At 74.6% G+C, this 18,808-nt stretch carries 16 protein-coding genes; 5 read left to right on the top strand and 11 right to left on the bottom strand.

The features are described from left to right. Positions 1–217 precede the first annotated feature (217 nt). Positions 218–2,455, top strand: coding sequence for a putative Ig domain-containing protein (locus tag K5O09_RS16885; protein ID WP_222170628.1), 2,238 nt, complete (start codon positions 218–220; stop codon positions 2,453–2,455). Between the two features lie 50 nt (positions 2,456–2,505). On the opposite strand, the gene K5O09_RS16880 is transcribed toward K5O09_RS16885, so the two are convergent. Then, positions 2,506–3,132: an AraC family transcriptional regulator gene (locus K5O09_RS16880; RefSeq protein ID WP_255595818.1), complete on the bottom strand. Its 627-nt coding sequence runs from the start codon at positions 3,130–3,132 to the stop codon at positions 2,506–2,508. 300 nt (positions 3,133–3,432) lie between these two features. Between K5O09_RS16880 and K5O09_RS16875 the strand changes: the two genes are divergently transcribed. Further along, positions 3,433–3,873: a universal stress protein gene (locus tag K5O09_RS16875; RefSeq protein ID WP_222170627.1), complete on the top strand. Its 441-nt coding sequence runs from the start codon at positions 3,433–3,435 to the stop codon at positions 3,871–3,873. 51 nt (positions 3,874–3,924) lie between these two features. On the opposite strand, the gene K5O09_RS16870 is transcribed toward K5O09_RS16875, so the two are convergent. Next, positions 3,925–6,243 carry a DUF11 domain-containing protein gene (locus K5O09_RS16870; RefSeq protein ID WP_222170626.1) on the bottom strand — a complete coding sequence of 773 codons (2,319 nt, stop codon included), beginning with the start codon at positions 6,241–6,243 and terminating at the stop codon, positions 3,925–3,927. A gap of 378 nt (positions 6,244–6,621) precedes the next feature. Next, positions 6,622–7,161 carry a TetR/AcrR family transcriptional regulator gene (locus K5O09_RS16865; protein WP_222170625.1) on the bottom strand — a complete coding sequence of 180 codons (540 nt, stop codon included), beginning with the start codon at positions 7,159–7,161 and terminating at the stop codon, positions 6,622–6,624. Between the two features lie 91 nt (positions 7,162–7,252). On the opposite strand from K5O09_RS16865, the gene K5O09_RS16860 reads away from it, so the two are divergent. After that, positions 7,253–8,212, top strand: a complete 960-nt coding sequence (locus K5O09_RS16860) for an SDR family NAD(P)-dependent oxidoreductase (protein ID WP_222170624.1) — start codon at positions 7,253–7,255, stop codon at positions 8,210–8,212. A 55-nt stretch (positions 8,213–8,267) separates the two neighbouring features. Here K5O09_RS16860 and K5O09_RS16855 read toward each other — a convergent pair whose 3' ends face one another. Next, positions 8,268–9,470, bottom strand: a complete 1,203-nt coding sequence (locus K5O09_RS16855; protein WP_222170623.1) for an amidohydrolase — start codon at positions 9,468–9,470, stop codon at positions 8,268–8,270. 79 nt (positions 9,471–9,549) lie between these two features. On the opposite strand from K5O09_RS16855, the gene K5O09_RS16850 reads away from it, so the two are divergent. Next, a complete protein-coding gene (locus tag K5O09_RS16850) occupies positions 9,550–10,599 on the top strand; it encodes an Lrp/AsnC family transcriptional regulator (RefSeq protein WP_222170622.1) in 1,050 nt (349 codons plus the stop codon). Positions 10,600–10,656: 57 nt separating this feature from the next. Then, positions 10,657–12,054 (top strand): L-serine ammonia-lyase, encoded by a 1,398-nt coding sequence (locus tag K5O09_RS16845; protein ID WP_222170621.1) that lies wholly within the window; start codon positions 10,657–10,659, stop codon positions 12,052–12,054. Positions 12,055–12,084: 30 nt separating this feature from the next. Here K5O09_RS16845 and K5O09_RS16840 read toward each other — a convergent pair whose 3' ends face one another. The 7 genes from K5O09_RS16840 to K5O09_RS16810 form a co-directional block, all read right to left on the bottom strand. Then, entirely contained in the window at positions 12,085–12,876 is a 792-nt protein-coding gene (locus K5O09_RS16840) for an alpha/beta fold hydrolase (protein WP_222170620.1), read from the bottom strand. A gap of 4 nt (positions 12,877–12,880) precedes the next feature. Next, positions 12,881–13,735 (bottom strand): enoyl-CoA hydratase/isomerase family protein, encoded by an 855-nt coding sequence (locus K5O09_RS16835; protein WP_222170619.1) that lies wholly within the window; start codon positions 13,733–13,735, stop codon positions 12,881–12,883. 138 nt (positions 13,736–13,873) lie between these two features. After that, positions 13,874–14,473 carry a TetR/AcrR family transcriptional regulator gene (locus tag K5O09_RS16830; protein ID WP_222170618.1) on the bottom strand — a complete coding sequence of 200 codons (600 nt, stop codon included), beginning with the start codon at positions 14,471–14,473 and terminating at the stop codon, positions 13,874–13,876. Beyond that, on the bottom strand, positions 14,463–15,521 hold the full coding sequence (locus K5O09_RS16825) for a LacI family DNA-binding transcriptional regulator (RefSeq protein ID WP_222170617.1): 1,059 nt from the start codon (positions 15,519–15,521) through the stop codon (positions 14,463–14,465). The genes K5O09_RS16830 and K5O09_RS16825 overlap by 11 nt, the downstream gene beginning before the upstream one ends. A 19-nt stretch (positions 15,522–15,540) precedes the next feature. Continuing rightward, the gene (locus tag K5O09_RS16820) at positions 15,541–16,389 is read right to left on the bottom strand and encodes a carbohydrate ABC transporter permease (protein WP_222170616.1); all 849 of its coding nucleotides are present in this window, start codon (positions 16,387–16,389) and stop codon (positions 15,541–15,543) included. Continuing rightward, entirely contained in the window at positions 16,386–17,303 is a 918-nt protein-coding gene (locus K5O09_RS16815) for a carbohydrate ABC transporter permease (RefSeq protein WP_222170615.1), read from the bottom strand. Before K5O09_RS16815 ends, K5O09_RS16820 begins: the two co-directional genes overlap by 4 nt. Before the next feature lie 64 nt (positions 17,304–17,367). After that, entirely contained in the window at positions 17,368–18,717 is a 1,350-nt protein-coding gene (locus K5O09_RS16810) for a sugar ABC transporter substrate-binding protein (protein WP_222170614.1), read from the bottom strand. Between the last annotated feature and the right edge of the window lie 91 nt (positions 18,718–18,808).

The raw sequence follows: 18,808 nt of genomic DNA, 5'->3' as shown, positions 1-18,808 counted from the left end.
GAGTGGTCTGCGCCCTGTCACCGTAGGAACACGCGACGAGCCAGCGCTCCGCCGGCAGAACGCCCACCGGATGCGCCGACCGCGACCCCCTGCCCCGTCGGGTGCAGGTCCTGGGTGCGCGTGGTGCGCACACGGCCGACGCCCCCACCGCTCGAGACCCGCCGTCGACACCCGCCGACGTGCGCCCCTCGGGCACTCGACACGAAGGAGCGGAGACGTGAACGCGTCCGCAGCAAGCACGGTCGTCACCCGGGTCGGTGACGGCCGACCGGGTCGGGCGACGGGGCCGGCACGTCGCGCCGTCGCCGTCGTCGTCGCGGCGCTCGTCGCCGTGCTGACCTTCGGGACCGCTCCGGCGCACGCCGCGCGCACGTCGCTGGTCGTCGACGAGGCGATCCAGGCGCGCCTGGGGAGCGGCTTCGACGGGACGGTCCTGACGGTGACACCGCTGGACGACGGCGGCTACGTCGTCGGAGGGCTGTTCTGGAGCTACCAGGGCACGCCGGTGGGCCCGCTCGTGCGTCTCGACGCCGACCTCGAGCTGGACCACGAGTTCAGCGAGCGGTTCGGGACCGAGTACGCCCGCCTCTCCGGGGTCGTCCGCGACGTCGAGCCGCTGGACGACGGCGGGTTCCTGGTCGCCGGAGACCTCTTCAGCTTGGACGGCGTGGCGCTGGCCGACCTGATCCGTCTGGACGCCGACCTCCGCCTGGACACCGACTTCCAGGACGCCCTGGGCGGCCCGACGGCGTTCGACTCCTCGGACCCGTCCTTCGGCAGCGCCATCGAGACGATCGCGCCCGAAGCGGACGGCGGGTTGCTGGTCGGTGGTGCGTTCGACCGGTTCCGGGGCGAGCCCGTGGGGACGCTGGTCCGCCTGGACGCCGATCTCCGGCTCGACCCGGAGTTCGCGGCAGCGGTCGGGACCGGGTTCGACGGCAGCGTCGAGGTGATCGTCCCGACCTCGGACGGCGGCTACGTGGTCGGTGGATCCTTCGACGGGTTCCAGGGCACCCCGTCGACCGCGTTCGCTCGGCTGGGCGCCGACCTGCGCCTGGACACGGAGGTGGCCGCACGAGCCTCCGGGCTCCTGAGCGCCGACTCCCTGGTCACGGCGATCTCCGAGGTGGAAGGCGGCTACCTGTTCGCGGGCCGCTTCACGACTGGGGAGGGGGCCCAGCTCGGGGAGCTGCTGCGGCTGGACACCGAGCTGCGGGCGGACCTCGGGTTCACGTCCGTGGTCGGCCGGTTCGGCGGCAACGCCAGCGGCCTGGTGGAGGAGGTCGTCGTGCTCCCCGACGGCGGCTACTTGGTCGCCGGCGACACCAGTGAGTACCGGGGGACGCCGGTGGGCAACCTCGTGGTGCTCCGGTACGTGACCGTCGACCTGCAGCCCGTCCCTGACCGCTTCGGGTCCCCGGAGGGCGACGACGTCGTCGGCTTCCCCGTCGCGGTGCAGCTCGACGCGACCGTCGACCCCGCCGGCGAAGCCGTAGTGTACGCGGCGAGCGGCCTTCCGTCGGGCGTGACGCTCGACCCCACGACGGGCCTGATCTCCGGGACGCCGACCACCGACGGCTTGTGGGCCGTGTTCGCCTCGGCGAAGACGCCGGGTGGGGCCCCGGACCAGCAGATGTTCCTGTGGGCGGTGGAGGCTGCCCGGGCGGCGACGATCCAGGGAGACCCTGCGCCCGGTGTACTGGGCGAGACCTACGAGTTCGCCTTCGATATCGGCGGTGCACCGGCGCCGGGTGCGGTGGAGGTCGTCGACGGCTCCGTGCCGGATGGTCTGGCCCTGTCCGCCACCGGCGTGCTCGCGGGCGTGCCGACCCGGACCGGGCAGTTCACGTTCACCCTCGCGGCGGCGAACGGCGTCGAGCCCGCGGCGAGGCGCACGGTCACGCTGCACGTCACCCGTGCGCCGATCGGGCAGGTTGCCCTGGAGGTCGCCCACGCGCAGCGGCTGGCGGGCGAGCAGCAGACGGTCGCCGGGACGGGTTTCGCCCCGGGCGAGGGCGTCGAGCTCGTGCTGTCGTCGGTCCCGCACAGCCTGGGGACGGTCGCCGCGGACGACGCAGGGGAGATCCGCCTGCAGTTCGACGTGCCCGCGGGCACGCCCGCCGGCCGGCACACGGTCACGGCGACGGCGGTCTCGGGGGCGGCCTCGGTGGACTTCGAGGTCGTGGCGCACGAGCCGACCGACCCGGCCCCGACCGACCCGACCCCGACCGACCCTGCGCCCGCGCCCACGGAGCCGGCGACGCCCAGCCCCGGTGACGGGGACGGGACCCCGTCCGGTCGCAGCGGTGTGTCCAGCAGCGGCTCCGCGACGGGGGCTGTCCGCAGCGAGGTCCTGGCGACGACCGGCGCCGAGCTGGCCCCCTGGGGTGCCGGGGCCGCCGTCGTGATCGCCCTCGGTCTGCTGCTGGTGCGCCACCGCCGCCGCGCGAGCTGATCCGTCGTCCACCGCGGCGGGCACAGGCCCCGAGGTGCTCTCCGGGGCGGTCAGCGCGTCCCGTCGCCGGCCCGGTACCGCCCCGGGGTCGTGCCGACGAGCGGGGTGAACTGCGCGATGAACTGGCTCGTCGTCGCCCAGCCGCACGCTGCCGCGGTGTCGGTGACGCTCGCACCGCCGGCGAGGAGCACGAGCGCGCGGTGCACCCGGAGCTGCAGCCGCCACTGCCGGTAGCCCATCCCGGTCTCCGCCCGGAACAGCCGGCTGAGGGTCCGTGCCCCGACGCCGACCGCCGTAGCGACGTCCTGCAGTGACACCGGCGCGGCGAGGTCCCGGTCGACGATCCGGGTGACCTCCCGCAGGCGGCGGTCGCGGGGCTCCGGTAGGTGCAGCGGCTGCTCCGGGGCCGCCGTCGCCTCGTCCACCACGACGCGCAGGAGGTGCTCCGTCGCGGCCGCCGGACGGGGTGGGCCCGCGGTGGCGGCGAGCACGGCCTCCCGGGCCAGCGGCGTGGCGACCAGCACCGCCGGTCGCGGGGGGAGCTCCGCCGCGAGGGCGTCGTCGAGGTACACGATGCGCATGTCGGTGCGCCCGTGAGCGCGGTGGCGGTGGACGAAGCCCGCGGGCACCCACGCGAACCGGGTCGCCGGGGCGATCCAGGCCCCGTGCTCGGTCATGAGGGAGAGCACGCCCGAGGCGGCGTGGACGAGGTGGCCCTGCCGGTGCGCGTGGTCCGGGGAGACCGCCGCGTGCTCGATGAGGAAGGCTCCGCCGGCCGACGCCCCGGCCCGCGCGCCGTCCGGTCCGCGCGCCTCGGACTCCAGCAGCTCCGCCCAGCCGGGACGAATGGCGAGAAACAGACATCACGGAGAACTTTACGTGTTCCGCGCCGCGCCGTCCGGCGGGTCTACTCGGGGCATGACCGCGACACGCACGCCCGCACCTGTCCGCCTGCTGCCGCGGGACGAGGTGGCGCGATGAGCCTGCGCACGATCGTCGTCGGCGTCGACGGCCGCGAGAGGTCGTCCCGTGCCCTCGCCTTCAGCCTGGGCCTCGCGGAGCGGGAGTCCGCCACGCTCAGCGTCTGCTACGTGCGCCCGTTCGTGCACTGGTCGTCGTTCGCGCTGACGTCCATGTCGATGTTCTGCTGGGACGTCGGCGCCGTGCTCCGCGCGTCGAGCGACGACGTCGCGGCCGAGGTCGCCGCCGAGGTCACCGACGCGTTCCGCCGCACGGGGGTCCGCGGCCGGCTGCACCTCCCGTCCGGCGACGTCGTCGGCGAGCTCGCGGAGCTCGCGCGGGTCGAGCAGGCCGACCTGGTCGTCGTCGGGCGGTCGCGTCGCCTCGGGGGCGGCCGGTCCTCGGCCGCCCGGCGGCTCACCGACGGGTTCCAGCGCGGGCTGCTCATCGCGTCGTAGCGCGGACCGCCGGGGCGCCGCAGGTCCGGGGCCGGTCCGGCGGCGCGCCCGTCACGCCCGGCGGCGGCTCCGCAGCACCGCCCCGGCCAGCACCAGCAGGGCCGCCGCGGCGACGGCCGTCGTGACGCCGACGCCGGTCGTGGCCAGCACCCGCGCGGCGGGACCGCCCGCGCCGTCACCGGAACGCCCCTCGTCCTCGAGCACGTCGGTCGGGTCCGCGACCGCGACGACCCGGACGTCCGCGCTGTCCTCGGCGGTCAGCCGCGGCATGCCGAGGTCCTCGCAGGGTGCGGGCGCGGCCAGGGCGCAGCGCACGGCGGTGCCGGAGGCGTGCGCGACGTTGGTGAAGGTCTGCGGGGTCGTGCCGCGCCAGGTGCAGGTGGTGCGGCGCGACTCCCCGGGCGCGAGCGACCCCACCTCCGCCGAGCAGCCCGGGACGGCCGGGTCCTCGACCAGGACGTCGTCCAGGCGGACCTCGCCGGTGTTGGTCACCTCGACGGTGAACGTCGCCGTGTCCCCGGCCTCGACCTGCTCGGCGGACACGCTCTTGCGGACGTCGAGGGCGGGGGCGGCGGTCGGGACGTCGACCGCGTCGACGGCCTCCACGGTGTTCCCGAGCGGGTCGGTGGCGGTGGCCGTGGCGGTGTTGACGCCGCCGGCCAGCGGTGCCGCGACCGTGCAGGTGGTCGTCCGGAGCTCGCCGGGGTGGAGGGTGCCGAGGTCGGCGGAGCAGGCCGCGACCTGGGCGTCGGTGACCCGCACGCCGGTGAGGTCGGTGTCGCCGGTGTTCTCGACGACCAGCTCGAACGTCATCGGCTCGCCGTCGCGGTAGAGGGCGCGGTCGGCGGTCTTGGTGAGCGAGAGCGCCGGGTGGATGACCTCGACGGTGGCCTGGGCCTGGGCGGTCAGCGGCGCCCCGGCGTCGGTCGTCGCGGTGACGGTGGCGGTGTTGACCACGGTGGTGTCGGGGAGCGCGCCCGTGCACGTGTAGGAGAACGACGTCGCGACGACCTGCGCGGACGCCACGGACCGGTCGCACGCCGGCTCGAGGGGGTCGGTGACCACGATGTCGTGCAGGGTCGCCGGGCTCGGGTTGGTCACGGTGATCGTCCAGGTCACGGGGTCGCCCGGCCGGCCGGTGGTGATGTCCGCCGTCTTGGTCAGCGACACGCTCGCGACCGGCGTCTCCATCCACAGCGACTGGAGCCAGTACCCGTCGCCGTTGGTCCGGAACCCGAGCGTCGCCTCGGTGCTCCCGGCCGGGACGAGCCCGGTGCTGAACACGTTCACGTCGGTGCTGAAGTTCACCGGCCACGCGGGATCGCTGCTGCCCTCGGCGGCCGAGACGAAGAAGTCGTTGGTCGTGCCGTACCCGGTCGGCTCCAGGACGTCGGTGCCGTTGATCGAGAACCGGTCGCCGACGCTCCCGCGGTCGCCCTCGTAGGCCACGATGCCGATCCGGGAGGTCGACGACGCCGCCTCGAACCCGGAGATCCGGGCGATCGAGGCGGCGTCGGCCGCGCCCTGGCGGACGTGCCCCTGGAACACGCTGATCGCGTTGGCGTACTCGGCGACGCCGGGCTCGGGGGCGTCGAACGCCCACACCACCGTGATCGCCCAGCCGGCCGCGCAGTTCACGCCCTGGGGCGCCCAGATGTCGGAGACCGTCACGGTCACGTCGCCCGCGTGCCCCGCGTCCTGCAGCAGCGTGGTGACGTCGGCCGAGCCCGTGTAGAAGCGGTCGCTGTTCACGGGCCACGCCGCGCCGGAGTCCCGCGTGACGGCGTCGGGGGTCAGGGTGGTGCGGGGCCCGCCGCCGATCTGCAGGCCGGGCTGCTGTGCCTCGGGGGTCGCCGCGGCCGGGGCCGCGGGCATCGTGGTCGGGAACTGCGCGGCGTACTGCTGCCCCACGACGTTGCACGAGGGGATCGGCGAGACGGTGCCCGTGCTGCGGAGGAACTCCCCGGTGTGCCCGCCCCACTCGAGCATCGCGTACCGGATGTCGGCGCCCTGGGGGATGGTCAGCACGGCGGAGGACGCGTTGAAGGTGGCGGGGTCGCCGTCCGCGTCCTGGTGGCGCATCGAGTAGTCGTTGTTGTTGGTGAGCGTGCCCGCCGGCACGGCGCCGGCCTGGGCGTCCGCGCACGCCGCGAAGCTCGTCCCGGCACGCAGGTTCACGCCGTCGGCCGCGGTCGGGCAGCGCATCGAGCCGTTGCCCACGGAGGTCGCGCCGCCGTAGACCGTGTCGCTGTACACCGGCTCGAGCGGGGTGACCGCGGCGGCGTCCGCGCGCTCCGCCGGCAGGGAGGTGCCCGCGAGGGCGGCGGCGATCACGACGACGACCGCGGCCAGGCGGCGCTGCTTGTTCACGGGGCTCTCTCCAGGAGGGGTGCGGGCACGGTGCGCCGGCGGTCTCGGGCGGGCTCCGGGGGTGCGGCGAGCAGGAGCGGCCCGGGTGTCCGGCTGCGGGGAGATCGGTGTGGTGCGTCCACGGGTGGCGGGCGACGTCCCGGGTCGCTCTCGCGCACCGGGTCGCGCGCAGCTCCGCGCTGCGTGGATGTCCACGGTCGCCTGCTCCGTCGGCAGTCCGCGGGCACTCAGTGGTGATCGCGGCCCTGGTGAGTGGAGAAAGGGGCCGTCGCGTCCCGAATGCAGTGGTCTGATGTGCCCGCGGCGTCGGTCACCGAGCGCGCCGGTCGCCGGCCCCGTCGCGGGACCGCCGGCCGGCCCCGGGGCCTGCCGGTCGTGTCAGTCCGGCCGCAGCCCGGCGCGGAACACGGCCGTGAGGGTGCCGCGGTCCTCGGGGGCGCCGAGGCGGACGGCGTGCTCGATCCCGCACACGAGGTGCATGAGCAGCTCCAGGGTGACCTCGGTCCGGACCGCCCCGGCCTGCTGGGCGCGGTCGAGGAGGGTGGCGGCGGTGCGGGTCAGCTCGGCCTTGGCCTCGCCGACCGCGGTGGAGGAGCCGTCCGCGGCCAGCAGCACGTGCTGCAGCCCGTCGTCGGCGAGCAGCAGGTCGAGCATCGTGGCCAGGAAGCCGTGGAACGCGGCCGCCGGGTCGTCGGTGCGCAGTGCGGTGCGCGCGGCGTCGAGGGCGCGCTGGACGGTGCCGGCGGTCAGCGCCTCGACGAGGGCGTCGACGGTGGGGAAGTGGCGGTAGACGGTGCCGACGCCGACCCCCGCCGCGCGGGCGACCTCGTTGAGGCGCAGGGTCGCGCGGTCCCCGTCGGCGGCGGCGGCCAGGATGCGCGCACGGCTGCGTGCGGCGTCGGAGCGGAGCGCGGGCATGCCGCCCACCCTAGTCGAAGCGGATGGATCATCCGGTACGGTGCGGGTAACGGATGACCTATCCACTTCTCCGCTTCGAGACGAGGGCCCCATGACCGAGACGACCGCACCCACCGACCGCACCGCCTGGGACCCGCTCCGCCTGCCGCGCCAGGACGGCCGGACGCTGGTGGTCACCGGCGCGACCGCCGGGATCGGGTACTTCGCCGCCGAGCAGCTCGCGGCGGCGGGCGCCGACGTCGTGCTCGCCTCCCGGTCGGCCGCCAGGCTGGCCCACGCGCGCGACACGATCCTCGCCCGCACGCCGGACGCGCACGTGCGGACGGTCGTCCTGGAGCTCGGCTCGCTGGCCGCCATCGACGACGCGGCCGCGGAGCTGGCGGCGCTGCCGCGCCTGGACGGCGTGTTCCTCAACGGCGGCGCCATGTCCATGCGGGCGGGCGCCCGCACGGCGGACGGCCTGCCGCTGCTGCTCGGCACCCACGTGGTCGGGCACGCGCGGCTGCTCGCCGGGATCCTGCCGGCGCTCGCCGCGACCGCCGAGGCCCACGGGGGCGAGAGCCGGGTCGTCCACGCGTCCACGGGCTTCGTCCGCCGGTTCCGCCCCGGGTTCGACGACGTCGCGCGGGTCCCGAGGCTCGGCATCGTGGCGTACGCGAAGGCCAAGGCGGTGACGGAGGTGCTCGCGTTCGAGCTGGACCGCCGGCTGCGCGCCGCCGGACGGCCCGTCGCGTCGGTGGTCACGCACCCGGGTGTCGGCGTCGACGCGCGCACGCCCGAGCGCCCCGGCATCCGCGACCGCTCCACCCCGTACCGACGCAACCCGTACACGCCCTGGGCGCAGGGCAAGGACGCCGCGGCCTGGCCCGGCGTGCGCGCGCTGACGGACCCCGGCGTCCGCGGCGGGGAGTACTACGCCCCGGCCCAGGGGATGCGCGGTGTGCCGGCGCGGTTCCCCGTCCCCGCCCGGACCGCCGAGCCGGGGGACGACGCGGCGCGGCGCGTGTGGGCGGAGGTCGAGTCGCTCGCGGGCGCCGAGCTGCGCGTGTGAGCCGCCCCGGCGGGCGCGCGTCGCGGCCACGGGGCAGCCCGGCGCGGCCCGCGCGCTACCTCCCGGACGGCGTCCCCAGCCGCTCCCCGGCCCGCAGCGCCGCCACCGTGTCCACGGCGGTCAGCGCCATCGCCAGGGCGCCGTCGACGGCGGCGCGCTCGGCGGCAGGCCCGATCACGTCCTCCGCGAACGCGGGGGTGTGCGGCGCCGAGTCGCAGCCCTCGATCGCGACGAGCGGGTGGATGGCGGGCACCGCGTGGGACACGGTGCCCATGTCGGTCGACCCGCCCGCCGGCCCGGCGTACGGCCGCGGGGAGCGCCCGAGGGCGGCGAGGTTGCGGTCCCAGGCGCCGGCGAGCAGGGGGTCCTGCACCACGTCCGCGTAGGTGGGTTCGGCGTCGGTCCAGGACCAGGTGCACCCGGTGGCGACGGCACCGCCCTCGAAGCACGCGAGGATGCGCCGGCGGGCGTCCTCGACGGCGGCGAGCGTGTCGCCGCGCACCTCGGCGCGCACGGTCGCGGTCGACGGGATGATGTTGGTCGCCTCGCCGCCGTCCGCCACGTACGCGTTCGCGCGGGTGCCGTCGGGCAGGTGCTGGCGCAGGAGGCCGAGCGCGACCAGGCCGATCGTGGCGGCGCCGGCGGCGTTGGCCCCGTCGGGGTTCGCCGCGCCGGCGTGCCCGCCGCGTCCCCGGAACGTCATGTCGAAGCGCGCGACGGCCTGGGTCCGGACGTCGGCGCAGCGCAGGTCGTGCCCCGGCCCGGGGTGGACCATCAGGCTGAAGTCGACGTCCTCCCAGGCGCCGGCGTCGAGCAGCAGGACCTTGCCGCCGCCGTGCTCCTCCGCCGGGGTGCCGAGCAGCTTCACCCGCAGGCCGGTGCGGTCCGCGACGCGGGCGAGGGCGAGCGCGGCGCCGACCCCGGCCGCCGCGATGAGGTTGTGGCCGCACGCGTGACCGATGCCGGGCAGTGCGTCGTACTCGGCGCAGACGGCGACCGTGATGTCACCCGTCCCGCAGGTGGCCTCGACGGCGGTCGCGAGGCCGTAGGCGCCGACCGTCGTCGCGAACCCCGCGTCGCGCAGCACGCCGGCGACGGCGGCGGCGGCGCCGTGCTCCTCGAACGCGAGCTCCGGCGCGGCGTGGATCCGGGCGCTGAGCCCGAGCACCGCGTCCGCCCAGGCGACGCGGGAGGCGAGCACGGCGGCGCGCACGTCGTCGGGGGCGCGGTGGACGGGCGGGGGCTGGGTGACGGACATCGCTCCTCGATCGACGTGGCGGACGGGTCGCGTGCAGGATGTCCCGCCCGTGCGGGTGCCCTCGGTAGGGTGAAGGATCATGACGGCCACCCGCAGCCTGGTGCAGGGACGCAGCCTCGACGAGGTCGACCGGCGCATGATCCACGCGCTGCAGATCAGCCCGCGTGCGCGCTGGGCCGCGCTGGCGCCCGTCGTGGGCGTGGACGCGGTCACGCTCGCGCGGCGCTGGGAGCGGCTCTCGGCCGAGGGCCTGGCGTGGGTGGCGGGGCTCCCGGGCGCGGCGGCCCGCGGCCCGGCGGCGATCCTCGAGGTGGAGGCGCAGCCCGGTGCCACGCCGCAGATCGCGGACGTGCTCGCCGCGGACCCCGAGTCGTTCACCGTCGACCACACCGCGGGCGGCCGCGACCTCCTCGTCCTGGTCGGCGCCCCTGACCTGACCGCGCTGGGCGACTACGTCATCGGGCGGATGCGGGAGCTGGACGGGGTGCGGGCCACGCGCACGCACCTGCTCTCGTCGCCCTTCACCGACGCGGGGCAGTGGCGGCTGGGCGCGCTGTCCCCGGAGGAGGTGGCAGCGGTGGGCCGCACCGTCACGGCGCCGGGCGCGGCGCGGCTGCGGGTGGACCCGCAGCTCGAGGACGCGCTGCTCACGCTGCTCGCTCGCGACGGCCGCGCGACGGTGGCCACGATCGCGCGGACGCTGGACGTGGGGCAGCGCCGGGTCAGGGAGTCGATGGCGGCGCTGACCGCGCGCGGGCGCCTGGAGGTCCGCACGGAGATCGCGCGGGCGCACTCGGGCTGGCCGGTGCACGCGTGGTACTTCCTGCGGGTGCCGGCGGCGCTGACGGAGCGGGTCGGTGCGGCGCTCACCCGGCTCGGGGAGGTGCGCCTGGCCGTGTCGACGATCGGCCCGTACAACCTGGTGCTCTCGGTGTGGATGCGGACGCTCGCCGACGTCCAGCGCCTGGAGGTGGCCATCGGCAAGCGGGTGCCCGACGTCTCGATCGCCGACCGCTCCGTGGTCCTGCGCAGCCTGAAGAAGGAAGGCAGGGTGCTCGACCAGCACGGGCACGCGACCGGCACCGTCGTCCCGCTCCTGAATGACTTCGCGCGCGACGACGCTCGCTGAGGCGCCGATCCTGCACGGCGTTGGCGGCAGCGGACGCGGTACCTATCGTCGCGTGACATGGAGACGCAGCAGACCGTCGGGGTCTTCGACCTGTTCACGATCGGCATCGGCCCGTCCAGCTCGCACACGGTCGGCCCGATGAAGGCAGCGGCCGACTTCGCGCGGCGGCTGGCGGACGCGGGGACGCTCGAGCGGGTGCACGCGCTGCGGGTCGACGTCCTCGGCTCCCTCGCCGCCACCGGCGCGGGGCACGGGACGTTCACCGCGATCCTCCTCGGGCTCGCCGGCGCCCTGCCCGACCAGGTCCTCCCCGACGAGGCGGAGGCCCTGCTCGACCGGATCACGCGCACCGGCGCGGTCGACCTCGACGGGCGGCACCCGGTGCCGTGCCGGGTCGAGGACTTCGTGCTGCGCCCGCTCACCGTGCACCCGCGGCACCCCAACGCGCTGTCGTTCGCCGCGTCCGACGCGGACGGCCGCGAGCTGGTCGCCGAGACGTACTTCTCCGTCGGCGGCGGCTTCGTCGTGCGCGAGGGGGAGGACCCCGCCGAGGGCGCGGCGGACGGCGCCGACCGCGTGCCCGTGCCGCTGCCGTTCCGCACGGGCGCCGAGCTGCTCGCGGTGTGCGAGGCGACGGGACTCGCCGTGAGCGAGGTGATGCGCGCCAACGAGCGCGCGCGCCGCTCCGACGACGAGATCTCGCGGGGCCTGCGACACATCTGGGAGGTCATGGAGGCGTGCGTGCGCTCGGCGGTGGCCCGCGAGGGACTCCTGCCGGGCGGTCTGGGCGTGCGCCGCCGCGCGGGGGAGTGGGCCGCGCGGCTCGAGCGCGAGGACCCGCACCACGACGAGGCGCACTGGCAGCAGCGCGTCAACTTCGTGGCGCTCGCGGTCAACGAGGAGAACGCCTCCGGCGGCCGTGTCGTCACCGCCCCGACCAACGGCGCCGCCGGGGTCGTGCCGGCGGTGCTGTCGTACGCCCTGGACTCCACCCCGGCGGGTCGCGCCGACCGGGACGACGTGGTCGAGCGGTTCCTGCTCACCGCGGCGGCGATCGGGACGCTGTACAAGGCGAACGCGTCGATCTCGGGGGCCGAGGTCGGGTGCCAGGGCGAGGTGGGGTCCGCCTCGTCCATGGCGGCGGCCGGGCTCGCGGAGGTGCTCGGCGGCACCCCGCGCCAGGTGGAGAACGCCGCGGAGATCGCGATGGAGCAGAACCTGGGCCTGACGTGCGACCCCATCGGCGGGCTGGTCCAGATCCCCTGCATCGAGCGGAACGCGATCGCGGCGGCCAAGGCGGTCAACGCCGCGCGGATGGCGCTGTGGGGGGACGGCGACCACCGGGTCTCCCTCGACCAGGTGATCGCGACGATGCGCGAGACCGGGGCCGACATGAGCCACAAGTACAAGGAGACCGCGCTCGGCGGACTCGCCGTCAACGTCGTGGAGTGCTGAGGAGGGCCGGGCGTCGGCGCCCGGCCCTCCTCAGCGCACGGCCCGGAGGAACGCGCTGATCTGCGCGGCGGCGCGGGCCGGGACCTCGTTCTCCCACGCGTGCCCGGCGCCGGACAGCAGCAGCAGGTCCGCGTCGGGGAGCTCGGCGGTCATCGCCAGCACGTCCTCCAGGGGGACGGTCGGGTCCTCCCGCCCGTGCACGACCAGCACGGGCGCGACGACCGCACCGAGCGCGCCCCGGGTGTCGAAGCCCCGCGTCGCCGCGAAGCGTCGCACGAGCGCGTCGCCTCGGTCGCGGGCGGTGCCGGCTCCGGGCGTCGCCGGCCCGGTGGCCGGGGCCATGCGCGCGAGCAGCGCGGCAGCGCGCCCGGAGTCGCCGGAGCTCAGCGCGGCGAGCAGGTCGGCGACGGGCCCCGCCACCCGGTCCGGACGGAACGGCGCCTGCGAGGTGGCGCCGAGCACCAGCCGGTCGAGCAGGGCGGGGTGCCGCAGCGCGAAGGCCTGCGCCACCATCCCGCCGAACGACGTGCCGAGCACGTGCACGCGGCGGTGCCCGAGCACGGTGACGAGCGCCGCGAGGTCGTCGGCGAGGTCGTCGGTGCCGTAGGCGGCGGGCGGGTAGGCGCTGGCGCCGCAGTCACGCTGGTCGTACGTGACGACCTGGAAGGTCGGGGCGAGGTGCCGGCGCAGGGGGTCGAACAGGGTCTGCCCGATCTGCAGGCCGTGGACCAGCACGAGCGGCGGACCGTCCGCCGGTCCCTCCACGCGGAACGCCGTGCGCCCGCCCCGCAGCTCCGCGCCGCGCACCTCGCCCCCGGTCACCGGGTCACCAGATCTTCCGCTGGCGCGCGTCGGCGACGAGCTCGGGGTCCGGGATGAGGGTCTTCGCCGCGACCGTCGCGAGCGACTGCTGGGAGAAGTGGAACCCGAAGTCCTCGGTGACGAGCTTGCGCCACGGGCGGTTGAGGATGTTGTGCGTCGCCCAGCGGGCGAACCGCGGCCGCTTCATGATGTCGCGCGCCAGGTCCCAGGCGCGGGGGAGCAGCTCGTCGCGCGGCAGCACGTCGCTGACCAGGCCCCACTCGAGGGCCTTCGGCGCGGGGATGGAGGTGCCGCCGTAGATGGCGTACGCGGCCCGCTTGGTCCCCAGGAGGTGCTGGAGCGCCAGCGACAGGCCGTCGCCGGGGGCGGTGCCGACCATGAAGTGCGGGTCCATGAAGTCGGCGTCCTCGGCGGCGAGCGTGACGTCGCACATGAGGGCGAACTCGGTGTGGATCCCGGGTCCGTTCACCGCGGCGATGGTGGGGATGTCGATGCAGTTGACGAAGTTCTCGATGAGCTTCCAGGCGTCGATCGTCTGCTGGAAGATGTAGTCGGGCGTCTCCTCGACGAGCGGCTTGGGCCACGTCTGGCGCGGGTCGCCCCGGAACCAGGTGTCGCCCGTGCCGGTGATGATGAGGACGTGGTTCTCGGGGTCGTTGCCGACGTCCTGCCAGACGCGGTTCCACGCGTTGTGCGCGGCCCAGTTGTGCACGTACGGCCCGCCGTCCGTGTGCAGGCGCAGCTCGAGGATGCCGCCCTCGCGGCGCATCTCGAAGAAGTCGGCGTACTTCGGCGCGTACTCCTCCAGGGGCGTCGGCGGCACGTGGCCGTCCCACCCGAAGCTCGACGTGTCCACCATGGTGAGGTCCCTCGCTCGGGGCGAGCCGTTCCCGCCCGTTGACGAGACAAAGTATCTCGTTAAGGCGCCCGGGCCGGCGGGGCGTCGGGGCCGCGCCGGGAACGGGCGACGCAGCGCGCGGCGCGCAGGTTCTGGGAGCTACGCGGGCCCGGCCTGCCGCAACCCGGCCACGACGAGCTCGACGACCGCCCGGGCCTCCGCGACCGTCACGCCGACGCCGCGCCGCAGCGTGAACCACTGCGCCGGCCCCGCCAGCATCATGTTGACGAACGCCGCGTCCACCGGAGGGAGCTGGCCGGCCTCGGTCGCCCGGTCCAGACGGCGCTGGAGGTCCGCGGTGCGCCGGTCGAGCAGCGCGACCCCCGCTCGGCGCAGGTCGCCCTCCGCGTCCGCCCGCCGCAGCAGGACCTGGAGCACCACCCGCCCCGCCGGCGACGCCGCGGCCTGCGCGAACGCGTGCACGAACGCCGTGAGGTCCTCCATCACGTCGCCGGTGTCGGTGATCGGCACCGACGTCTCCGCGATGTGCGCGAGGACGTCCGCGAGCAGCCCGTCCCGGTCCGGCCACCGCCGGTAGACCGTCGCGCGCGCGACCTGCGCCCGGGCGGCCAGCTCGTCGTACTGCAGGCCGTCGAGCCCCCGCTCGGCGAGCAGCTCCACCGCGGCGGCGTACAGGCGCTCGGTGACCTGGCGGGTGCGACCGCCGGGGCGGCGGGTCGGTGCTCCGTCAGCCGGCATCGCGCGCCGGCGCCGTCGACCCCCGGAGCCGGATCTCCGGCGCCACGAGGATCTCGGCGGAGTCCACCGGCCGGTTCTGGATCATCGAGCTGATGATCCACCCGACGTTCTCCGCGATGAGCTCGACCGGCTGCCGGACGGTCGTCAGGGGCGGGGCGGTGTAGTCGAGGAACGGCGAGTCGTCGTACCCGATGACCGAGACGTCCCCGGGGACGGACAGACCGGCGCGTTCCACCGCGCGGTACGCGCCCAGGGCCATCTCGTCGGACGACCCGATGATCCCGGTCGCGCCCATGCGCAGGAGCAGGGACGCCGCCTGGTTCCCGCCCTCGAAGTTGAAGTGCTGGCGGACGACGTAGTCCTCGGGCGCCGGCAGGCCGCGGCGCTCCATGGCCTGGACGAAGCCCTCGACGCGCCGGTCCGCCGGGATGTTGCCGACCGGCCCGGCGAGCAGGCCGATGCGCCGGTGCCCGAGGTCGTACAGGTGCCCGACGGCCAGGTCGGCCGCCTTCCAGTCGTCGGAGGACACCACCGGCGCCGGGTGCTCGTCGAACCCGCCGTTGATGCTGACGAACGGCAGCCCCCGCGACGCGACCAGCTGCACGACGCGGTGGTCGGCGTGGACCATCGTGTTGCTGGAGGACAGGAAGACGATCGCCGCGACGCCGGAGTCGATGAGCGACTCGACGTACTCGCGCTCCTGCACGCTGCCGGGGTAGACGGGGCAGATGACCGCCTTCAGCCCGTGGGGCGTCAGCTCGCCCTCGATGCGTTCGGCCTGGTGCGCGAAGATCGGGTTCCGCAGGTTCGGGGTGAGGAGCACGACGAGCTCGCGGTTCTTCGGGCGCTCGTAGCCGACCTGGCGGAGGGCGTCCTCGACCGTCGCCCGCGTCGCCGCGGACACGCCGTACTTCCGGTTCAGCACCCGGCTGACCGTGGCTTCGCTGACGCCCGCGAGCTCGGCCACGACGGCCAGGCTGGTGCTGCCGAGGGGCGACCGGCCGCTCTTCTTCCGCGAGGACGACGAGTCCTGGGCGGTGCTGGTCACGGCGGTCCTCCCTGTGGCGCTACTGCTTCACCGATCCTGCCAGCAGCCCGGACACGAAGTGGCGCTGGAGGAACAGGAAGAGTACGAGAACAGGCAGCACCGACACGAGCGTGCCGCTCAGCAGCTGACCGTAGTCGGTCGAGGAGATGCCGCGCAGTGCCGCGAGGGCGACCGGGATCGTGTACGAGTCCTGCGTGCGGAGCACCACCAGCGGGTACACGAAGTCGTTCCACTGGGCCAGGAACGTGAAGATCGCGAGCGCCGACAGCGCCGGCCGCATGGTGGGCAGCACGATGCGCGTGAAGATCCGCAGCTCCCCGGCGCCGTCGACGCGGGCGGCCTGGATCATCTCGTCCGGCACGGCCTGCATCGTCTGCCGCATGAGGAAGATCCCGAACGGGTACGCGAGGCTCGGCAGGATCAGCGCCTGGTAGGAGTTCAGCCAGCCGAAGCCCACCATCATCTGGAACAGCGGGACCAGCGTCACCTGCGACGGCAGCGTGAGCGAGGCGATGATGACGCCGAAGATCAGCCCGGAGCCCTTGAAGGTGAACTTCGCGAAGGCGTAGCCCGCGGCCGAGCAGACGACCATGCTGAGCACCGTCCCGACGACCGACACCACGAGGGAGTTGCGGATCGCCGCGCCGAACTGCGCGCTGGTGAACAGGCTGCGCAGGTTCTCCAGCAGGTGCGTGCCGGGCACGACGTGCGGGGGTGTGACGAAGATGTCGCTGCTCGGGTAGGTGCTCGCGACGACGAGCCAGAAGAACGGCGCCAGCACGATGATCGCGCCGAGGGCGATGAAGCCGGTGAGGAACGCGCTCTTGGTGCGCAGGACCCCCCGGGGTCCGGTCGGGGTGCCGGTCACCGGGACCGCCTCCTCAGGATGAGCATCTGGGCGAGGGCGACGACGCCGACGATGGCCGTCAGCACGTAGCCGATGGCGGAGGCGTAGCCGAAGTCGAAGAACTGGAAGGCGTTCTGGTACAGGTACATGCCGATGGTCAAGGTCGCGTTGTCGGGGCCGCCGTTCGTCAGCACGTACGGCTCGTCGAACAGCTGCAGCGTCCCGATCGTGGACAGGACGACCGTGAGGAACAGCGCCGGTCGCAGGCCGGGCAGGGTGATGTGCCACAGGCGCTGGCGCGCGGTGGCCCCGTCGACGGAGGCGGCCTCGTAGAGCTCGGTCGGGATCGACTGGAGCTGGGCGAGGTAGATCACCGCGTTGTTGCCGGTGTAGTGCCAGGTCATCGCGACGACGATCGCCATCTTCGCCCAGAACGGGTCGGCCAGCCACGGCACCTTCGGCAGCCCGACGGCGTCCAGGACGAAGTTGATGAGCCCGTCCTGGTAGTTCATGAGCGCCGAGAACAGGATCCCGTAGGCGACCAGGCCCATGACGATCGGCAGGAAGTACGACACCCGCAGCACCGCCCGGCCCTTGAGCAGCGCGGAGTTGAACGCCACCGCGAGCAGGACGGCGATCACCAGCATCACGGGAACCTGGGTGACGAGGATCAGCACCGTGTTCCGCAGCGCCTGCCAGAACAGCGGGTCGCCGAGCAGGCGCGTGAAGTTGTCGGCGCCGACGAAGACGTCCTGCCCCCCGCTGCGCGTGGTCAGGCTGAGGTACAGCGCGTACAGCGTGGGGTAGGCCTTGAAGGTGAGGAACAGCAGGACGACCGGCGCCAGGAACAGGTACGGCGTGGCCTGCGCGCGCAGGCGGCGGCGTGACCTCGTCCTGCGGGCGCGCGCGGGGGCGTCGGCGGCGGTGACGGACATGGGGGCTCGCTCTCAGGGGTGGGCGGGCGCGGCCGGGGTGGCCGCGCCCGCCGGTGCCGGGGGGTCAGGAGTCGGCGATGTCCCGGCCGGTCTGCCCGGCGAGCAGCTCGGCGGCCTCGTCGAGGGCCTCCTGCGGGTCCGCGCCGGAGACGAGCACGCGGGTCTGGGCGTCGGTGTAGGCGCGCAGCGCGCGGGCGTAGTCGGCGGTGTAGTAGTCGGGCGGCGTGTCCTGCGACAGCGCCTCGATGAAGAGCTGGTTGACCTTCATGCCGTCGAAGTACTCGTTCGGGGCGGAGAAGTCCTCGGTCTCCCACATCGGGGCGTAGCTCGGGAACAGGCCGGACGCCTCGTAGACGGCCTCCTGGCCCTCCATCGACGCGAGCGCGTACTGCACGAACTCCCAGGCGGCGTCCTTGTGCGGCGAGGAGCTCGCGACGGCGAGGAACGTGCCACCGGCGGACGCGGCGGTGTAGCCACCCTCCTCCATGGCCGGCGGGCGGCGGACCGCCCACTTGCCGGCCAGGTCGGGGGCGTTGTCCGGGAACACGCCGGCCATCCACGACGCGCCGGGGAGGATCGCCACGTTGCCGTCGCCGCTGACCTGCCGCATGAGGTTGTCCCAGCCGCCGGGGACGTCCGCGACGATGCCGGCGTCGTTCGCCCGCTTCAGGAAGTCGAGGGCTCGCACGGCCCCCTCGCCGCTGAGGGCGATGTCGCCGTCCGCGTCGAAGAAGAACGTGCCCTCGAGCCGGGCGAGCAGCTGCCACATGTTGGCGGAGTCGGCCTGCGACGCGGCCTTGTCCATCGCGAACAGGTCGGTGCCGGTCTTCTCCTTGAGCGTGATCCCGGCCTCGAGGAGCTGGTCCCAGGTCTCGATCGCGTCCATGTCGAGGCCGGCCTGGTCGAACAGGTCGTCGCGGTAGAACACGACGTTGGTGTTGACCTCCATCGGGATGCCGTACACGTTGCCGTCGGCGTCCTGGGCCGATCCCCACAGGGTGGCGGGGAAGTCCTGCTCGAGGTCGTCCGCACCCATCTCGGACAGGTTCGCGAACCCGTCCGGGAAGGTCTCGATGTAGTTGCCCATGTAGTCGACGCCGATGTTCATGATGTCGGCCAGGCCCTGCCCCCCGGCGGCCATGCCGGTGGTGATCTTGTCCCAGATCGCCGGGTTGCCGACGTTCTCGACCGTGACGGTCACGCCGGGGTGGGCGGCCTCGAACCCGGGCACGGCGGCCTCGAGGCCCTCGCCGGGCTGGTCCCAGGTCCAGATGGTGAGCTCGGCGTCGCCGCCGGCCGTGCCGTCGCCGTCGCCGGCGTCGCCGCCGGAGCAGGCGGCCGTGCCGGCGAGGAGTGCCGTGCCGAGCGCGAGGGCGACGGCACGGCGTGCGCGCCGAGGAATCGTCGACGTCATTGTTCTCCCGATCCTTCGTAGGTGGACCCGCCTCGGTGGTGGACCCGCTTCGGTGGGGGCTGACCTGCACGCGGGTCTGATGTAGGCTTGC

It is taken from the genome of Cellulomonas sp. C5510 (assembly GCF_019797765.1).
Taxonomy (GTDB): Bacteria; Actinomycetota; Actinomycetes; order Actinomycetales; family Cellulomonadaceae; genus Cellulomonas.
The sequence above is the reverse complement of the archived record's forward strand: the minus strand, read 5'-3'. Positions and strand labels throughout refer to the sequence as shown.